The 16,663-nt window shown below is 67.7% G+C and carries 17 protein-coding genes; 5 read left to right on the top strand and 12 right to left on the bottom strand.

The annotated features are described in order from the left end of the window. The first annotated feature begins 23 nt into the window (after nucleotides 1-23). Complete coding sequence (locus tag NV2_RS22085) at nucleotides 24-1,598, top strand: carboxylesterase/lipase family protein (protein WP_084475259.1); 1,575 nt, start codon at nucleotides 24-26, stop codon at nucleotides 1,596-1,598. A gap of 55 nt (nucleotides 1,599-1,653) precedes the next feature. Here the strand turns inward: NV2_RS22085 and NV2_RS22080 are convergent, their stop codons facing one another. The 4 genes from NV2_RS22080 to NV2_RS22065 form a co-directional block, all read right to left on the bottom strand. Then, a complete protein-coding gene (locus tag NV2_RS22080) occupies nucleotides 1,654-3,393 on the bottom strand; it encodes a BCCT family transporter (RefSeq protein ID WP_084475276.1) in 1,740 nt (579 codons plus the stop codon). 193 nt (nucleotides 3,394-3,586) lie between these two features. Continuing rightward, nucleotides 3,587-5,035 carry an amidase gene (locus NV2_RS22075; protein WP_067877690.1) on the bottom strand — a complete coding sequence of 483 codons (1,449 nt, stop codon included), beginning with the start codon at nucleotides 5,033-5,035 and terminating at the stop codon, nucleotides 3,587-3,589. A 472-nt stretch (nucleotides 5,036-5,507) separates the two neighbouring features. Continuing rightward, complete coding sequence (locus tag NV2_RS22070) at nucleotides 5,508-6,308, bottom strand: RCC1 domain-containing protein (protein WP_245662734.1); 801 nt, start codon at nucleotides 6,306-6,308, stop codon at nucleotides 5,508-5,510. A 73-nt stretch (nucleotides 6,309-6,381) separates the two neighbouring features. Then, nucleotides 6,382-6,951: a putative immunity protein gene (locus NV2_RS22065; RefSeq protein ID WP_067877684.1), complete on the bottom strand. Its 570-nt coding sequence runs from the start codon at nucleotides 6,949-6,951 to the stop codon at nucleotides 6,382-6,384. An 88-nt stretch (nucleotides 6,952-7,039) separates the two neighbouring features. Between NV2_RS22065 and NV2_RS22060 the strand changes: the two genes are divergently transcribed. After that, a complete protein-coding gene (locus tag NV2_RS22060) occupies nucleotides 7,040-7,723 on the top strand; it encodes a MerR family transcriptional regulator (RefSeq protein WP_084475257.1) in 684 nt (227 codons plus the stop codon). Nucleotides 7,724-7,737: 14 nt separating this feature from the next. Here the strand turns inward: NV2_RS22060 and NV2_RS32990 are convergent, their stop codons facing one another. From NV2_RS32990 to NV2_RS22040, 6 genes are all read right to left on the bottom strand, one after another. Beyond that, a complete protein-coding gene (locus NV2_RS32990; RefSeq protein ID WP_157103025.1) occupies nucleotides 7,738-8,010 on the bottom strand; it encodes a 2Fe-2S iron-sulfur cluster-binding protein in 273 nt (90 codons plus the stop codon). Nucleotides 8,011-8,017: 7 nt separating this feature from the next. Then, complete coding sequence (locus tag NV2_RS22055) at nucleotides 8,018-9,226, bottom strand: site-specific integrase (RefSeq protein ID WP_067877678.1); 1,209 nt, start codon at nucleotides 9,224-9,226, stop codon at nucleotides 8,018-8,020. Between the two features lie 107 nt (nucleotides 9,227-9,333). Beyond that, nucleotides 9,334-9,822: a hypothetical protein gene (locus NV2_RS32380; RefSeq protein WP_245662733.1), complete on the bottom strand. Its 489-nt coding sequence runs from the start codon at nucleotides 9,820-9,822 to the stop codon at nucleotides 9,334-9,336. Further along, nucleotides 9,788-10,294 carry an NHL repeat-containing protein gene (locus NV2_RS32375; RefSeq protein ID WP_245662732.1) on the bottom strand — a complete coding sequence of 169 codons (507 nt, stop codon included), beginning with the start codon at nucleotides 10,292-10,294 and terminating at the stop codon, nucleotides 9,788-9,790. The genes NV2_RS32380 and NV2_RS32375 overlap by 35 nt, the downstream gene beginning before the upstream one ends. Next, a complete protein-coding gene (locus NV2_RS22045; protein ID WP_067877676.1) occupies nucleotides 10,291-11,160 on the bottom strand; it encodes an NmrA/HSCARG family protein in 870 nt (289 codons plus the stop codon). The genes NV2_RS32375 and NV2_RS22045 overlap by 4 nt, the downstream gene beginning before the upstream one ends. Before the next feature lie 2 nt (nucleotides 11,161-11,162). Beyond that, entirely contained in the window at nucleotides 11,163-12,071 is a 909-nt protein-coding gene (locus tag NV2_RS22040) for an EamA family transporter (protein ID WP_084475255.1), read from the bottom strand. Between the two features lie 79 nt (nucleotides 12,072-12,150). Here NV2_RS22040 and NV2_RS22035 point away from each other — a divergent pair, with 79 nt between their 5' ends. Continuing rightward, nucleotides 12,151-13,047 carry a LysR family transcriptional regulator gene (locus NV2_RS22035; protein WP_067877673.1) on the top strand — a complete coding sequence of 299 codons (897 nt, stop codon included), beginning with the start codon at nucleotides 12,151-12,153 and terminating at the stop codon, nucleotides 13,045-13,047. Between the two features lie 37 nt (nucleotides 13,048-13,084). Here the strand turns inward: NV2_RS22035 and NV2_RS22030 are convergent, their stop codons facing one another. Beyond that, a complete protein-coding gene (locus tag NV2_RS22030; RefSeq protein ID WP_067877671.1) occupies nucleotides 13,085-13,828 on the bottom strand; it encodes a TetR/AcrR family transcriptional regulator in 744 nt (247 codons plus the stop codon). Nucleotides 13,829-13,914: 86 nt separating this feature from the next. Here NV2_RS22030 and NV2_RS22025 point away from each other — a divergent pair, with 86 nt between their 5' ends. Together NV2_RS22025 and NV2_RS22020 are read left to right on the top strand one after the other, a co-directional pair. Next, entirely contained in the window at nucleotides 13,915-14,778 is an 864-nt protein-coding gene (locus NV2_RS22025; RefSeq protein ID WP_067877668.1) for an NmrA family NAD(P)-binding protein, read from the top strand. A gap of 84 nt (nucleotides 14,779-14,862) precedes the next feature. Next, complete coding sequence (locus NV2_RS22020; RefSeq protein WP_067877665.1) at nucleotides 14,863-15,813, top strand: endonuclease/exonuclease/phosphatase family protein; 951 nt, start codon at nucleotides 14,863-14,865, stop codon at nucleotides 15,811-15,813. 14 nt (nucleotides 15,814-15,827) lie between these two features. Here NV2_RS22020 and NV2_RS22015 read toward each other — a convergent pair whose 3' ends face one another. Further along, nucleotides 15,828-16,610 (bottom strand): PaaI family thioesterase, encoded by a 783-nt coding sequence (locus NV2_RS22015; RefSeq protein WP_067877662.1) that lies wholly within the window; start codon nucleotides 16,608-16,610, stop codon nucleotides 15,828-15,830. Nucleotides 16,611-16,663: the final 53 nt, after the last annotated feature.

Raw genomic sequence — 16,663 nt, 5'->3', positions numbered from 1 at the left:
ATCACCGAAGAGGGACGATCAGCATGAACCGCCGGAGATTTCTGCACGCTGCCGCAACAGTCTCGACCGGTGTCGCCGCGGCCACCGCCGGATGCGCATCCGGAGACAGCAACCACCCCCCACCGATCGTCGCCACGACGGCCGGGCGCGTCCGTGGCACGACAACCGTCGACGGATACGCGTTCAAGGGAATCCCGTATGCCGCACCACCACACGGCACAGGCCGCTACCTGCCGCCGCGCCCGGTCACCCCCTGGCAGGGGGTGCGCGACACGGTCACCGACGGGCCCACCCCGCCCCAGCCGGCCACACCACCTCCACTGGAGTTCTTCGCGCCCCCCATCCCCGGCGCGGAGTACCTCAACCTCAACATCTGGACCCCGGACCCGGGCCGGTCGCGCCTGCCGGTACTGGTGTGGATCTACGGCGGTGGATTCGACACCGGCACCGTCGGCCTCTACGACGGCAGCGCATTCGCCCGCGACGGGGTGGTTTTCGTGGCGATCAACTACCGGCTCGGCGCCGAGGGATACCTGTATCTCGGTGACGGCGTCGCCAATGTCGCGCTACTCGACCAGATCGCCGCCCTGCACTGGGTGCACGACAACATCGCCGCCTTCGGCGGCGACCCGGACAATGTCACGATCGCCGGACAATCCGCGGGCGCGATGGCGGTCGGCACCTTGATGACGATGCCACGGGCCGCCGGCCTGTTTCGGCGCGCGATCATGGAAAGCGGTGCGGGCAACCTGTGTTACTCCGCGGACACCGCACACGAGATCGGCACTCGCCTCGCCGGGAAACTCGCGGTGGCACCGACCCGCGACGCTGTCGCCGGCGCCGGAGTCGACCGGATACTCGCCGCCCAGCTCGCGGTGATGGACGACCTCGCCCGACAACCGGACCCACAGCGCTGGGGCGGCGAACCGGGCTGCCGGGTCAACATGTGGCGCCCGACCCTCGACGCGGCCACGCTGCCCGCGAGACCGATCGACGCCGCACGTGCCGGCGCGGGCGCCGACGTGGACGTGCTGCTCGGCCACAACGGTGAAGAGGGCAGGCTGTCACTGGTGCCGTTCCGCAGCCTCGACTCGGTCACCCACGACGAACTGACCACCGCCATGCGCCTGTACCGGCTGCCGGTCGACCGGGCGGTACCGGCCTACCGCGCGGCATACCCGGGCACCGGGGCGGGCGAGCTACTGGCGATCCTGCAGGGCGACTGGATGTACACGATCCCCGGCCTGCGTTCGGCCGATACCCGCTCCGGGATGCGCGCATCCACCTACGCCTACGAATTCGCGTGGCGCTCCCCGCAGTTCGACGGCCGGCTCGGTTCCTGCCATTTCCTCGAGGTGCCCTTCGTCTTCGACCAACTCCACGACGAGCGCATGCAGTGGATCACCGGCCCCAATCCACCACAACACCTGGCCGACCTCGTCCACCGCACCTGGGTGCAGTTCATCGGCACCGGCCGAGTCGACTGGCCGCGCTACGACACGGCCCGCCGCGCGACGATGCGATTCGACATCGAATCCGCGGCCGTCCACGACCCCTACCCGACTCGGAAGATATGGGAGGGGGTCGACCTGTACTGAGACGAGCAGCGGGATCGGTGGGCCCGGGACTACTGCCGGCGGACAAGGCCGTCGGTCACCGATCGCGTTCGTCGCTGTCGTCGGCGACCGCCTTGGTGACCAGTTCGAAATCGGTGTCGTGGCGTTCGGTGCCCGCGGTCACCGCGCCGGTCACCAGTTCGACCCCTCGATCCTCACGGACGATGATCGGGTCGGTGCGCACATCGCGGTAGAGCGACACACACAGCAACCCCATCACCACCGCGAACGGCAGCGACACCACCGTGGTGAGAGCCTGCAGGCCGTTCAACGCGCCACTGAGGTCACCGGCATCGGCGATGATCAACATGATCGCCGCGACCGCACCCGTCGCCGCACCCCAGAACGCCACGGTGAACTTCGACGGTTCCAGCCTGCCGCGTTCGGACAGTGTCCCCATCACGATCGATGCCGCGTCCGCACCGGAGACGAAGAAGATCGCCACCAGCACCATCACCAGCGCGGCGGTGACCGACGCGATCGGGTAGTGGTCGAGTAGATGGAACAGCGCGAAATTCGAATCGACCGAGCCGTCGGCTTCGGTGAGGTCCTTGGTCTCACGCTGCTGGAAGATCGCCGCGCCACCGAAGACCACGAACCACACCAGGCTCACCGCGCTGGGCACCACCAGCACGCCGGTGACGAACTGGCGGATCGTGCGGCCCCGGCTGATGCGGGCGATGAACATGCCGACGAACGGGGTCCACGAAATCCACCACGCCCAATAGAAGATCGTCCACTGCGACAACCACGTCTTCATCTCCGCGCTGCCGTCGGCGTTCGTACGCGAAGCCATCCGGGCAAGATCGTCGACGTATTCACCGAGTGCGTTCGGCAGCAGATTCAACATGAACAGGGTGGGGCCGGCGATGAAGACGAACAATGCGATCACCAGCGCCAGCACCATATTGATATTGGACAGCCACTGGATTCCGCGTTCCACGCCCGACACCGCCGACACGATGAACGCGATGGTGAGTGCGGTAATGATCACCACCAGACCGACCTTGCCGACCGCATCCACCCAGCCGTTGAATTCCAGGCCCGCCGCGATCTGCAGTGCGCCCAGCCCCAGTGATGCGGCCGAACCGAACAGCGTCGCGAAGATCGCCATCATATCGATGAGGCGGCCACCGAAACCGTTGGCGCGGCGCCCCAGGATCGGCCGGAACATCGCGGAAATCAGCTGCGGGCGGCCCTTGCGGAAGGTGCCGTAGGCGATGGCCAGACCCACCACCGCGTAGATCGCCCACGGGTGCAGCGTCCAATGAAACAGGGTGGTCGCCATCGCCACGCCGGTGGCCTCCGACGACTGCGGCGCCACTGTGCCCGGCGGTGGGTTCACGAAGTGGGTGAGCGGCTCGGCCACACCCCAGAACATCAAGCCGATCCCCATACCGGCGCTGAACATCATCGCGATCCATGACACGGTGCGGAATTCGGGTTTTTCATCGTCGGCGCCGAGCGGGATCTTGCCGTATCGGCTGACTGCCAGCCACAACGAGAACACCACGAACGCCGACGCGATCAACACGAACAGCCAGCCGGTGTTGGTGATCACCCAGGACTGGGCATCGGCCGACGCCGAAGCCAGGCTCGCCTGGTCGGCGATACCCCAGGCCACGAAGCCGAGCGCGGCCGCGGCGGTGACACCGAACACCACTCGGTCGAGGCCGGTCTCGCGGCGGCCCGACGACTTCGGTCCCGGTCTCGCAGCGTCGTCCGCGGGCTGGTGTTCGTCCGGTTGCTCGGCGATCCGATCGGGTTCGGTCGACATGGATCCGTCCTTCCTGATCGTGCGCGCCACCGCGAATCCGTCTGCGATACCTGTGGCGGCAACCGTACAGCGCCACAGTCGCGCTTTCTCGACATATCGGTCGTGTGGATGTCGTTCGCGTCGCCGGCGGCCGCGACGTGGACGACATCCACAGCACCGGTGCTCGGCCCGTATTGCCAGGCGGCGGCGGGTACTACGGTGTTCGGAAGCCGCCGATAGTCTGCTCGAGCAGTTCGGCCAGCCGCAGCGTGGTTCGGTCGCCGTACATCGGGCCGATGAGCTGCACTCCCACCGGAAGCCCCTCGGGGGAGCGGCACGCCGGTACGGCGGTGGCGGGGAGACCGGGCATGGTCGCCACACCGGCCCATACCAGCTGGTCGAAGTAGGGGTAGGCGACGCCGTCGATATCAACGCGGCGCTTTTCCAGATCTCCCTCGTGGTTGTGCGGGTACGCGGCGGTGGGCGTGATGGGGCACACCACGGCATCGAACTCGGCGAACAGTTGTCGCCAGCTTCGGCGGTGGAGTTCGCGACGATTGTTCACCTCCACCCAGTCGCGGTGGCTGAGGACTATGCCGCGCAGCCGCGCCGCAGCCAGACTCCGGTCGTCCGCACCCAGGGCGGCGGCGCTGGCCCGGAGTTGCTCGTACACGTCGACGGGAAGACCTGCGGCCGCATTCGACAGCATCAGCTGCATGTAGAGTGTCGCCGCTTCGGTGAGGTCGGGCAGCAGCGCGCTGTGTCGTTCGACGCGTGCCCCCGCATCGGCGAGTGCCTCGGCCACCCGGTTCACGCCCGTTCGCACTGCCGATCCGGTCGCAATGAGTGGATGCTCTTCGATGATCAGGACCCGGAAGTCCGACAGCTGCTCGTGGCGCGGGGGTGGCAGCGCGATGTCGTAGGCGGCGCCGTGGGTCAGCGGGTCCGGTCCGGCCATGACGTCGAGCAGCAGCGAGAGGTCGCGGGCGGTGCGCGCCATCGGACCGGCGACGGCGAGGTCGAGATCGACCGGCAACGCCGGTGCGGGCGGTGCGACCATGCCGCGGGTCGGTACCAGGCCGAGTGACGGTTTGTGGGCGTAGATCCCACAGAAATGTGCGGGAGTGCGCAACGAACCGGCGAGGTCGGAGCCGATGGACAGTGCGCCGAATCCTGATGCCAGGGCTGCCGCCGACCCACCGGAGGACCCGCCCGAGGTGCGGCTGTGATCCCACGGATTGTTGGTGGTGCCGTAGATGTCGTTGAAGCTCTGGATGTCTCGCAGCATCACCGGCACGTTGGTCTTGCCGAGCAGCACCGCACCGGCGTCCTTCAGCCGCGACACCTGCAGCGCGTCCTCGGTTGGTATGTAATTCGAGTATTGCGACATACCCCAGGTCGTGGGCAGCCCGGCAATGTCGTAGGACTCCTTGACCGTCACCGGGATCCCGAGCAGCGGCCGGTCCTCGCCGCGGGCGCGTGCCTGGTCGGCGCGGTGGGCGGCGGCCCGGGCACTGTCGAAGGTCGCGACGCAGATCGCGTTGATCGATGTGTCGTCGCGCTCGATAGCGGCGATCGCTGCGTCGGTCAGTTCCACCGAGGTGACGTCACCGGCGCGCAATGCGGCCGAAAGCTCTTCGGCCGATCGGAAATTCCACTCCATGAATTCGACGGTATCCGTCCGCCGTCGGGGGCATAAAACGCCAATTCGCGCAATCGGACAACCGGTTCAGGGCACCGTGCGATGCGCAATGACGCATTTGTTCGGTCATGGTGCGGATTGCAGCTGTGGGTCGGTTGAACTCTCTCGTGAAGTCATGAAACACCGTTCTGCGCAACGGGATGGATATCACAGCGGCTGCCAACTTCGCTCGGCCCGCCACCGGTTCGGCGTGGGATGGCAGTGCTGAGGTCCGTGTCGGCGCGGAAAACCAGCAGGTATTTCGGGAAACAGAGACCTACCGGGCGGGAGAATGGGATTGTTTCCACTGAATACCGGTGACGGAACAGTAATTTCGGGCATGCTGTGACACCTGCCGGGCGACATTGCGAGAGCGCGTAGGGGCGTTCCCCGGCCGTGTGTGCTCGACGAACTTCATGGATTCCTGTGTGGCGGAAGAGTGATGAAAGTCCATTCAGCGGAGCCGGCGGAGTTCCCACTGGGCGGTGTCGCATTGACCGTGGTGGTTGTTGCCGGCTGCGAGGACGGTGCCGTCGCTGTGCAGCCCGAGGGTATGCGTGGATCCGGCGGCGACCGAGACCATGTCGCGCCAGGATGCGACATCGCACTGTCCGTGGGTGTTGTCTCCGGCGGCGAGTACTCGGCCTCGGGTATCGACGGCGACCGTGTGGTAGCTCCCCGCGGATACTCCGGCCACCTCACGCCAGCCGGACACCCTGGTGGCGCCGCACGATATGTCTCCGGTGGCGAGTACCCGTCCGTCCTCGGTGACGGCGACGGTATGCAGACAACCCGCCGCAATCGAGCGCACGTTGCGCCATTCGGTGACCCTGCACTGTCCCCTGCGGTCGATTCCGACAGCGGTGACGGTGCCGTCGGCACGAAGGCCGACCGAGCACCAATCTCCGGCGGCGACGGCGACGATGTCGCGCCACGCGTCGACCTCGCACGCACCCTCCTGTATCCGGCCGGTCGCGCACACGGTGCCGTTCGCCAGGACCGCCAGGGTGCGCCGCCAGCCTGCGGCGATATTCACGACGCTCGTCCAGTCGGTGACATCGCACTGTCGGTCACCGTTCCAGCCGGCCCCGACGACGGTGCCGTCGGCGCGTAGGCCCACCGTGTGGGAGCGGCCGGTATTGGAGGCGGTGTGCACATTTCCCGCAGCGACGGCCACGATGTCGTGCCAGGTGCCGACACCGCACTCCGGTGCTCGGGGAATGCCCGCCGTCACGACCGACCCATCGGAACGCACGCCTACGGAATGGCGGCGCCCAGCGGCCAGCGCCGACCGAGCACGGGCCGATCGTGCCGGTGACGCAGCCGTCTCAGGCATGGCAGCGAGTTCCTCGTAGACGCTCGTCGAGTTCGACCATCACCGGAGCAACATCCCGACGGCGGTGACTCACCGGCGGGTAGCGCAGTAACACTCGGATCACCCGAGGGGTGACGTGCATGAGGACACCTGTGACGGCGTCCGCATGCGTCAGGGGCTCTACCGCTCGATGTCGTAGTGCGAGGACACAATAGGCGGGCCCCCGCAGAATGTGTCCTGCCTGCTCGGCGTCTGCGAGCGGGTGCAGATATGCGGAGGCTGCAGCGTCGCCGGCGGCCATCGCCGCATACCTTGCCGGCGGTTCGGCGTCTTTCGCAGCTCGGTGCGCGGCGAGCGCGGTGACGCGCTGCTCCTTGGTCCGGGGCCCTCCGCTCACGAATGCCTGTGCAGCGTTCACCGCGGCCCGCGGTCGTGCATCGGTGGGGTGCGCCTGTTCGAAGAGCCCGATGACCTGCTCGACGCATGCAACGTTGAAGGCGGTGACCGCTCTGAGCTCGTCCGAGGTCAGGACGAAGTCCGGCGTGCGCGGTCGGCGGGGATTCTCGGCTGTGCTCGGTGACATGCCTTGTTATCGTAACTGTGAATCACCGGTGGAAGGTTCGAGGTGAAATGCCCAAGAGAATGTGGTCCGACCTTCAAAACCGGGTGCGATGAGACCGGTCGACCTGGCTCGGGCGGCAGGCATGTCTCAGCAGGCGGTGCGTAACTACGAGGCCCAGGGCATCATCTACCCGGCTGCCCGCACCGAACACGGCTATCGCGTCTATGAGCAGCGTCATCTCGACGCGCTGCTCGCCTTCGTCGCGCTGTCCGGAGCGGTCGGTCACGCCACCGGAGTCTCGATCATGACGGCCCTCGTCGGCGGCCGCACCGACGATGCGCTCGAAGCCCTCGACCGTGCACACGCGCAGATCGTGACGGACCGGGAAACCCTCCGACAGCTCGACGGTGTACTGCGCGCCGCCTCCCGCTTCCCGCGTAGTCCGCAGCCGGCACACGCCACCCTGACGGTCGGTGAGCTTGCGCGTCACATCGGCGTCACCGCAGCCACCCTCAGGAGCTGGGAACGAGCCGGCGCACTACGACCTCGTCGGCATCACACCGGACATCGTGTGTACACGCCGAGAGACGTTCAGGATGCTCGTCTCGTCTATCTGCTGCGCCGCGGCCACTTCCCGCTGCCTCGCATCGCGCAGGCGATCTCCCGCATCCACCGCGACGGGGCGGCGGGTACGGCGCTGCACCAGGTCCAAGAGTGGCGACAACGCCTGAACGAGCAGTCCATGACGCTTTTGAAAGCCTCCGCTCGGCTCGCGAAACTGTGTCCGGGATAGGACGATCCGAGCCGTCACCCGCCGGGCCGGCCCAGTAGCCGTACCGTCCCGGACCTCGTCGGCCGACGTCCCCGGCTGTCAGCTGAGTCGGGTGTGGTCCCGAACTCGCCGAGCATGGTGCCCATGTGGGTCGTGAAGGCTCGGTCGGAGTGCGTGGCGGAGGAGACCACGATGTGGTCGATTCCAGCCGCGGCCGCGGCGTCGACGAGTGTCTTTCCGTGGCGGACCTCGACGGTGGTGTCGGTGTCGAAAGGTGTCGCGACCGCGAACAGCGAGGCGCCGGCTATGAACCGTTCAGAGACCGAGTTTGGTTACCGCGTTGTCCTCCAACGGGTTCGCGGTGCGGATGTAGCCGTGCACAGTGCGCGGGTTGGACCACCGGCCCTGCCGCATGATCTCGCGGTCGCTGGCTCCGCCGAGGGCCGCCTGGGTCGCGAAGCCGGCGCGTAGTGAATGGCCGGAGAACAACGCCGGATCCAGACCCGCACGTGCGGCATAGCGCTTCACCAGTTCGGCGACCGCACGCCCGGAGATGGGATCGATCCCGATACCGCCGTGGCGGGTGACCGGAGGAAACAGCGCGGCATCCGAGGAGACCCGCGTCGCACCGGTGAATCCGTGGCAGCGGTGAATGCCGGGCGTGGTGTCGGGTGTCAGCGAACGGAGGGCGGTGCTGCCGCCGTCGGTGTGAATGTCACGCAACATGATCCAGTCCGCGAACGCGCACACCGGACAGGTCGCCGGGTGCACGCCACGCGGTAGTGCCACCGATTGTCCACCGGCACCGGTCGGATCGGTTTTGGTGGCCGGCAGCCGCACCAGCAGCACCGGCTCGCCGGTGCCGTGGTCGACCGTTATCGCCACATCGCCGATCCGCAGACCCGCCAGTTCGCTACGCCGCAACGCGCCCGCGAATCCGACCAGCAATAACAGTCGGTCGCGGCGTCGCGTCGGCTCGGCCGGCCATCCCGGTTCCGGCAACCCCGCCAACAGCTGTTCGAGGGTGTGCAACAGTACCGGCCGTTTACGTTTGGGCACACTGCGCCGGGTGCGGCGGATACCGCGCAGCGTCAACCGCACCACATCCGAACGGGTGGGAGAGGCCAGCCCGTTGGCTGCATGCACCGCCGCGATGGCCGCACTCTTGCGTTCCAGCGTCGCCGGCCCGAACGCCCACTCACCCGACGGTTTGCGAGCATCGGCCGCCGCAGCCAGATACACGGCCACATCCAGCGCGTCCGCGGGCAGCGCCTGGCGGCCCTCACCGGCACACCACGCCGACCACCCGATCCAATCGGAGCGGTAGGCGCGCACCGTATTCGGTGACTGCGACGCCTCGAGATACCGCCCCAAGGCCCCCGCCTGCTCGGCATCGAACCGTTCCCGCACCATCCGCAGTGCGACGGTGTCGACGAGCACACTGCGCACGCCGCGGCGCAACTCGGTGCGAACCACATCCGGCACAGCGATATCGGCGACCACGGGATCCGGTGCAGCGTTCATCGCAGCACAGACTACCGACCGCGGTCGTGTCCCGTGCCCGGCCGCGCCGCGGCGACCTGGCCGCCCGGATGCCGTGGCAGGCGAAGGGCGCTGAATCGCCGGAGCGACTACGGATGCACCGCAACCACCGAATACGTGGTGGTCGGTGTCGCCGGGGTGGTGAATCGTGCATTGGGGAGATACAGGCGGCCCGCGTATTCGGCGACCGTTGTCGGTACGTCGAACCGAGGGTCGGTGAGCTGCCGGAGCACGGTGCCGGTCAGGCCTGTGCTGTCGAGTTGGACGACGGCGATCGCCTCGGTCCGGTTCTGCACCACGAACAGCGTGCTGCCGCGCAAGTACATGCCGTCACCGTCGCGCAGGCTTGCACCGCCGAGATCGATCTCCCGGGTCACGCCCGTCTCAGGCGCGATACGAAACAGCCGACCGGTTGCCGACTGGACGATGATCAGACCTGCGCCGTCGGGGGTGCGGGTAACCCCGTTGGCGTTGAATACGTTCGGCAGATACCGGATTTCTCCGGTGAGCGGCCGCCGCTGTATTGCCTCGGGTGGCGGCAACTTACCCGCACCGCCGAATGGCAGGTAGTCCCGCACCGCCGAATGGCAGGTAGTACAGCACCGGGGTGTGCGAGTCGGTGAACCAGGCTCCTTCCGGGGTGAGAATCACATCGTTGACCAATGCGTCCGGCGAGGTCCCAAGCTGGTAAGAAGCGAGGACAACACCGGTGCGGGTGTCGACGACACGAGCGTCGCCTGCCGCCCCGCCGGCAACGAACAACCGGCCGCGGTCGTCCACGGCGAGGCCCATCGCGGGTGTGCCAGGTCCGCGGCTGAGCAGGGCTCCGCGCCCGGTGATCAGATTCGCTCGATAGATGGATCCGTCGGTCTGCGATCCGAGATACGCCGTCGGGTCCGAACCGATCGCGATGCCCTCGGGACGGAATCCGGCAGGGAGTGCGACCGAGGCGGGAAACCATGGTGCGTGTGCTTCCGCTACCGGCTGGGGCGCCATCGACGCGGTGACCGACCAGGCAAGGGTGAGACAAAGGACGATGCCGCTCTTCATTTTCCGAAATCCTTTCGGTGCATGCGCGCCCATGCATCGAAGGTCAGCAGTTCGGGGTGGCGGTCGCGGAGGGCGGCGATTTCGGCCCGGTACCCGTGCGTACTGATCCACTGATACATCGCTGCCATATCCGGTGCATGCGCGCGCAACTCTTCGATCGGCTGCTGCTCGAATAGTGTGGTGGCATCGAGGGCGTCGGTCAGCACCTGGGCGATCTGGCGCACCGTCAGTTCGTCGCCGGCGATCTCGATGGCGCGACCTGTGAATTCGCCCGGATGGGTGAACGCCTCCGCGGCGATGCGGCCGATGTCGTCGGCGGCAATCAATTGCAAGGTCGAGTCCTGTTCCAGCGCGATAGTGCCCCTGCGGAAGCCGTGTTCCGCTGGCGGGACCAGATATCGGAGGTTCTCCATGAAGAACACCGGCCGCAGGACGGTCACCGGTATGTCCAGTGTCTCGAGGTGGGCTTCGATCCGTTCCTTGGCTTCGAAGTGGGCGACCCCGGAATCGTGGTGCGCCGCGGCGACCGAGCTGTAGACCAGATGCTGGACCTGCTCGGCGTCGGCGGCGTCCGCGACGTTCATTCCGCGGCGCACTTCGCTTTCGGGATGTGGATCCGACAGATCCGCCGGCTGCACACTGAATATGCCGTGTACGCCCTGGGCGGCGGCCCGCAACGACGGCACGTCGTCGAGGTCGCCGACGACCAACTCGGCGCCGAGTGCCTGCAGCGTTCGTGCCGGTGGCTGGTTCGGGTCGCGAACCAGTGCCTGTACCCGGTAGCCGGTGGCGAGCAGTCGCCGCGTCACCGCACCACCCTGCGTGCCGGTCGCTCCCGTGACCAGGATCGTGTGTTCGTTGCGCATGTTTATTTCCTTCCGACGATCTGTCCCGCCACGATCGCGGCGAGTGCGAGCCCGAATCCGAGGAGTTGGATCGGTCCGAGTGTCTGGTCGAGTACGACCGCGCCCAGCCCCGCGGCGACCAAGGGGGACAACAGAACGAGCACCGCGACCGACGACACGGGCAAGGTGGCGATGCCGCGGAACCACAGCACATAGGCGATCAGGCCACCGACCAGTCCCAGCCAGAGATAGCCGAGCGCGGCGGGCAGATCGATCGTGGGTGGCGCGCCCTCGAACAGGCCGGTCATCGGGAGCAGGAACAGTCCGGCGGCGGCGAGCTGCCAGCCGGCGAATGTGGTGGTGCTCACCTCGGGGGGTGGCCCCCAGTATTTGGTGAGCGTCAGCCCGAGCGCCATCGAGGCCGCACTGCCCAGGCCGGCCACGATCCCCACTCCGTCGAGGGCCGCTGTCGGTCCGAGCACCACCAGGCCGACGCCGGCCACGCCGACGACTCCCCAGATCAACCGAGGTACCGACAGGCGTTCACGCAGAATCGCCACCGCGAGCACGGCGACGAGCAGCGGCTGTGCTGCGGCGAGGGTGGCGGCGACGCCCCCGGGGAGGCGTTCGGCCGCAATGAACAGCAGGGCGTTGAGTACGCCGATGTTCAGTACGCCGAGCACCGTGGCCTTCATCCACCAGGTGCCGTGCGGCAGTGTCCGGGTGATGGCGAGCACGATCAGACCGGCCGGCAATGCGCGCAGCATTCCGGCGAACAGGGGGTGTCCGGGTGGGAGCAGTTCGGTGGTGACGATGTAGGTGGTGCCCCACGAGATGGGGGCCAGCGCCGTCAACGCGGTGCGGGACAGCCGCCCACCAGCGGCAGGTCCTGCGGTGCCGACGGGAACCGGCTCTGCGACTGGGCTTTTCATACTCGAAGTGTCATCCGCGACCCATCTATGAGTCCAACACATGTTTGTCACCGGATCAATCTCGATACAAGATGGATCCATGGAGCTGCAGCAGATGCGCTATGTGATCGCCGTCGCCGAAACCAACAGCTTCACCCGGGCAGCCGAACGCTGCCTGGTGGTGCAGTCGGCACTGAGCCATCAGATCGCCCGGCTGGAACGCGAACTCGGCGCGAAACTATTCGAGCGCACCAGTCGGCGCGTGCGAACAACACCGGCGGGGGAGGCGTTCCTTCCCGCGGCCCGTCAGTGTCTCGACGCCGCCGAGCGCGCGGCGGCCGAGGTTGCCGCGGCGGTCGGGGAAATCCGTGGGCAGTTACGGGTGGGACTGATTCCCACTGTCGCCGCCGTAGACATCCCGGTCGGTCTGCGGGAGTTCCGCACCCGCTATCCGCACGTGCAGATCCGGCTGCGGGTCGCGGCGAGCGAGGAGCTGGCCGAGCAGGTGGAGCAGGGAGAGCTGGACGTCGCCTTCCTCGGGCTACCGATCACGGCGCGGCCCAGTGGGGTGGCCGCCCTCGAACTCGCCCGCGACCGGCTCGTCGCCCTGGTCGCGCCGGACCATCCGCTCGCCACCGAAACAGCGGTGGACCTGCGCACGCTCGCGTCGGAGGTCTTCGTGGACCTGCCCGCGGGAACCGCCGGGCGGGCGCAGTCCGACCAGGCATTCGCCGCGGCCGGGTTGGATCGGGTGATCGCCTACGAGGTCACCACCGCGGACTCGATGATGGCGCGATTGGTGGAACAGGGTTTGGGGGTGGCGATGCTCGCCTCCCGCTATGTTCCCCGGCTGCGGGGAGTGGTCGCCGTCGAAGTGACCGACGCACCGATGCGCGTCGAGTACGCGGTGTGGAGTCACAGCGGCAGTACACCGGCCGCGATCGCCTTCCTCGAGGTGCTCGGCATCGCCAGCGCCGATGCGACCCCGGATCAGTGAATGACGTCGGGGTTGCCGGCAGTGCTGTGCTCGCCGTTCACAGCTCGGTTGTCAAGCGCTCCAGCCACTCTCGCAGCAGATCCTGTTCGGCCGGGGTCAGTGTGGTCGCCTCGGGCAGGGTGGCGCGCAACGCGCGTGCGGCCCCGGCCGGGCCGGCATCCTGGACGGCCGGGCGTTCGTTGGTGACCGCGGTGACCATGGCCTCCCGAAGTTCGGTGAGCAGGGCCGGGTTTCGGTCGGCTTCGGGCAGTGACAGCCAGGTCAGCACCGCGCCTCGGCCGGTGGCGTGAATGATCCCGGCGGCCGTGGACTCGTCGACGCGGAGCCGGCCGGCCGCGGCCAGGCGGTGCACGCGGGCCCGCAGGATCTCGAGCCCGGCCCGGAATGCGCTCGATTCGGTGCCGGCGGGTTCGCTGTACATGAGGGTGTAGAGGGCGGGGTTGGACAGGCCGAAGTCGACCGCGAGATCCCAGCCGGCGCGGAGGTCCTCGAGCAGGTCCGGCGGATCGGGATCGATGTTCTTGGCGGCGACGAATGTCGCGAAACCGTACTGGGCCACCGCGTCGAGTAGGCCGTCCTTGTCACCGAACAGGCGGTAGATCACCGGTGGCTGTACTCCCGCCGCGTCGGCAACGGCGCGGGTGGTGACCGCGTCCCGGCCGCCACGTTCCAGCAGATCGGCGGCGGCTGCGACGACCCGTTCCCGATGCTGTTCGCGGGCCGGCACCGCACCGTCGGTGACCGTGCTGGGGTGTGCTCCGGAGGGGCTCGACGATGCCATTGAACAACGATAACGCTTGACTGTTTCCAATGAAAGTATCATCGTTAACGGCATACTGCTATCGATGGAAATATCGGGAGAAAAATATGATCATCGTGACCGGAGCCACCGGGCAACTGGGCGGCCGAATCGTCGAGAGCCTGCTGGCGCGGATCCCCGCCGAGCGGGTGGGTGTGAGCGTCCGCGACCCGCGCCGGGCACAGCACCTGGCAGAACGCGGGGTCCGGGTGCGCCAGGGCAGTTTCACCGACCCGGACAGCCTCACCCATGCCTTCGAAGGTGCCGACCAGGTCCTCATCGTCTCGGTGGACAAACTCGGTGCCGAGGCCGTCCGGCAGCACCGGGTCGCCATCGACGCAGCTGTCGCGGCCCGGGCGCGCCGCATCCTCTACACCAGTCACATGGGTGCTGCACCGGACTCGCGGTTCGAGCCCTGCCGTGATCACGCCACCGACGAAACGGCACTGCAGGCATGTGGTGTGCCGTTCACCTCGCTACGCAACGGCTTCTACGCCGCGAGCGCGATGCGATTCTTCGGACAAGCCGCCGCGACCGGACAACTCGTCCTGCCCGCCGACGGCGCCGTGAGCTGGACCGCACACGCCGACCTCGCCGACGCGGCCGCCGCGATCCTGACCGAGGACGGTGAATTCGACGGCCCCACACCACCGTTGACCGCGGCGCAGGCCATCGACTTCGACCAGATCGCCGCCCTCGCCGCGGAACTCACCGGCCGGTCGATCGAACGCATCACCGTCTCCGACGAACAATTCCGGCAGCAGATGATCGATCACGGCGCCCCGCCGGCACAGGCGGACATGATGATCGACATCTTCGCCGCCGGTCGAGCCGGTGAATTCGCGACGGTCGACCCGACTCTGGCGACGTTGATCGGGCGCGAGCCGACCGGATTCGACACCGTGCTGCGGGAGGCCCTGTCGGCGAGCTGACGTCTGCTTCGGTGCCGCGCTTCCGGTCGGTCGAATAGTGAGTGCGACGCCGCGCCGGGGTCGTGTGCTTGGCTGTCGACCGTGATGGCGACGGTGGTGCGAGGCGGGGTCGGTGCTCTCGGGTGGATCGCGACGGCGGCCGGAGTTACGGGGGTAGCGCTGCATTTCAGCCGCGTCGACTCACCGATCACGGTGCTCGCAGCGTCGGGGACGCCGTATCTGATGCTGTGCGCTGTGGTCGGGCTGCTGATCTTCGGTGGGCTGCGGAGCTGGAAGAGCGCAGGTGTGGCGCTGGTGGTGGTCGCGGCGGCGGTGTGGACGCAGGTCCCGTTGTATGTCGGCCGATCCGGCGACGGGACTCCGGTGACGGTGATGCAGTCGAATCTGCTGTTCGACGGCGCCGACCCGCGAGCCGTGGTGGATCAGGTCCGCAACCACCGGGTCGAGGTGCTGACCGTCGACGAGCTCACCCCGGCCGCAGTCGAGGGGCTGCACCGGGCGGGACTGGACGAGATACTGCCGCATCGTCACCTGTCGCCGGGCCGGTTCGCTACCGGGACCGGTATCTGGAGCCGTTACCCACTGGCCGACGCGATGGAATACGACGGGTTCGTGCTGAACCAGCTGTCGGCGACCGTGCAGATCCCGCAGGTCGGCCCGGTGTCGGTGTACGCCTTCCATCCGGTTCCGCCGGTATCGGGTGTGCGACTCTGGAGTGACGAATTGACCAGGCTGGGTGAGATTCTCGGGCGCGCACCGTCGGATCGCCCCGTGATCGTCGGCGGTGACTTCAACGCCACCTACGACCACTACCGCTTCCGAGCCCTGGTGTCGGGTCGCTTCGGGGATGCCGCCGAGCAGGCAGGTGCGGGACATCTGGTCACCTATCCCACCGATAAGCGATGGCCCGCACTGATCGGGATCGACCACATCCTCGTCTCCGGAGGCCACGCCACCGACGTGGTGACGGTGGATCTGCCCGGCGCGGATCATCGTGCACTGGTGGCACGGGTCGAACTGGACAGCCCGAACTGAACGGCAGCGCCGCCCTACGGGCCTGTCGAGCCACCGAATGTGCGAACCGTCGCGAGGGTGGTGAGCCGGGACTCGTTTCCGTTGTCGCGCAGTTCGACTCGGCCCGCGCCGCCGCGCAGGGTAGCCGATGCTGTCACCGGCCCGGCCTTGGCCGATTGCAGATAACGCAACCCGAGGAAACCGAGGCTGTCGCCGGGAGCCAGTGACAGCACCGCCTCCTCGGCGGCCACCGCGATGAGGCCGCCGTTGATCGACCCCGCCGCATTGAGTACCTCGTCCGAGCGTGGCAGCACCGCCACCCCGGGACTCACCCGCTCGCAGGCCAGGCGTTCGGCCAGCGGCACCGACAAGCGGTGGCGCCCGGCCGGCATATCGATGCTCACCGCGCGCGGCATCTGCAGGTCGGGGTCGGGGGCCACCATGAACGATGCACCTGCGAGTCCGAGCGGTTCACCGTCGACGGCGAATTCCACTTCCGCGACGAACACCGATCGGCCCACCTTGACGGTGCGTCCGACCGCGTCGATGCGCCCGGTCGCCGGCGCCGGCCGGTACAGGTTCACGTCGAGTTCGAGGGTGACCGGCACGCGTGGGTTCATCACCAGTGACGCCAGTAGTCCCGCCACGGTGTCGGCCCAGGTGGCGAGGAGGGAGGTACGCAGGTGGGTGGTCCCGGGGACGTGGTGTTCCGGCTCGATCGTCGCCGATCCGTGCAACTCGTCGCCGGCACGCCGGGTGGCGAAGCCGAGTTCGAGCAGCACATGGCGGCGCTGGGACGGTTTGCTGTCGATGCTCACCGCATCTCCTCACATTCGGTTCGCGCGGCACGAACCACGCGAAATTAAAACTC

This window comes from Nocardia vermiculata NBRC 100427 (genome assembly GCF_001613265.1).
Classification (GTDB): Bacteria; Actinomycetota; Actinomycetes; order Mycobacteriales; family Mycobacteriaceae; genus Nocardia; species Nocardia vermiculata.
The sequence above is the reverse complement of the archived record's forward strand: the minus strand, read 5'-3'. Positions and strand labels throughout refer to the sequence as shown.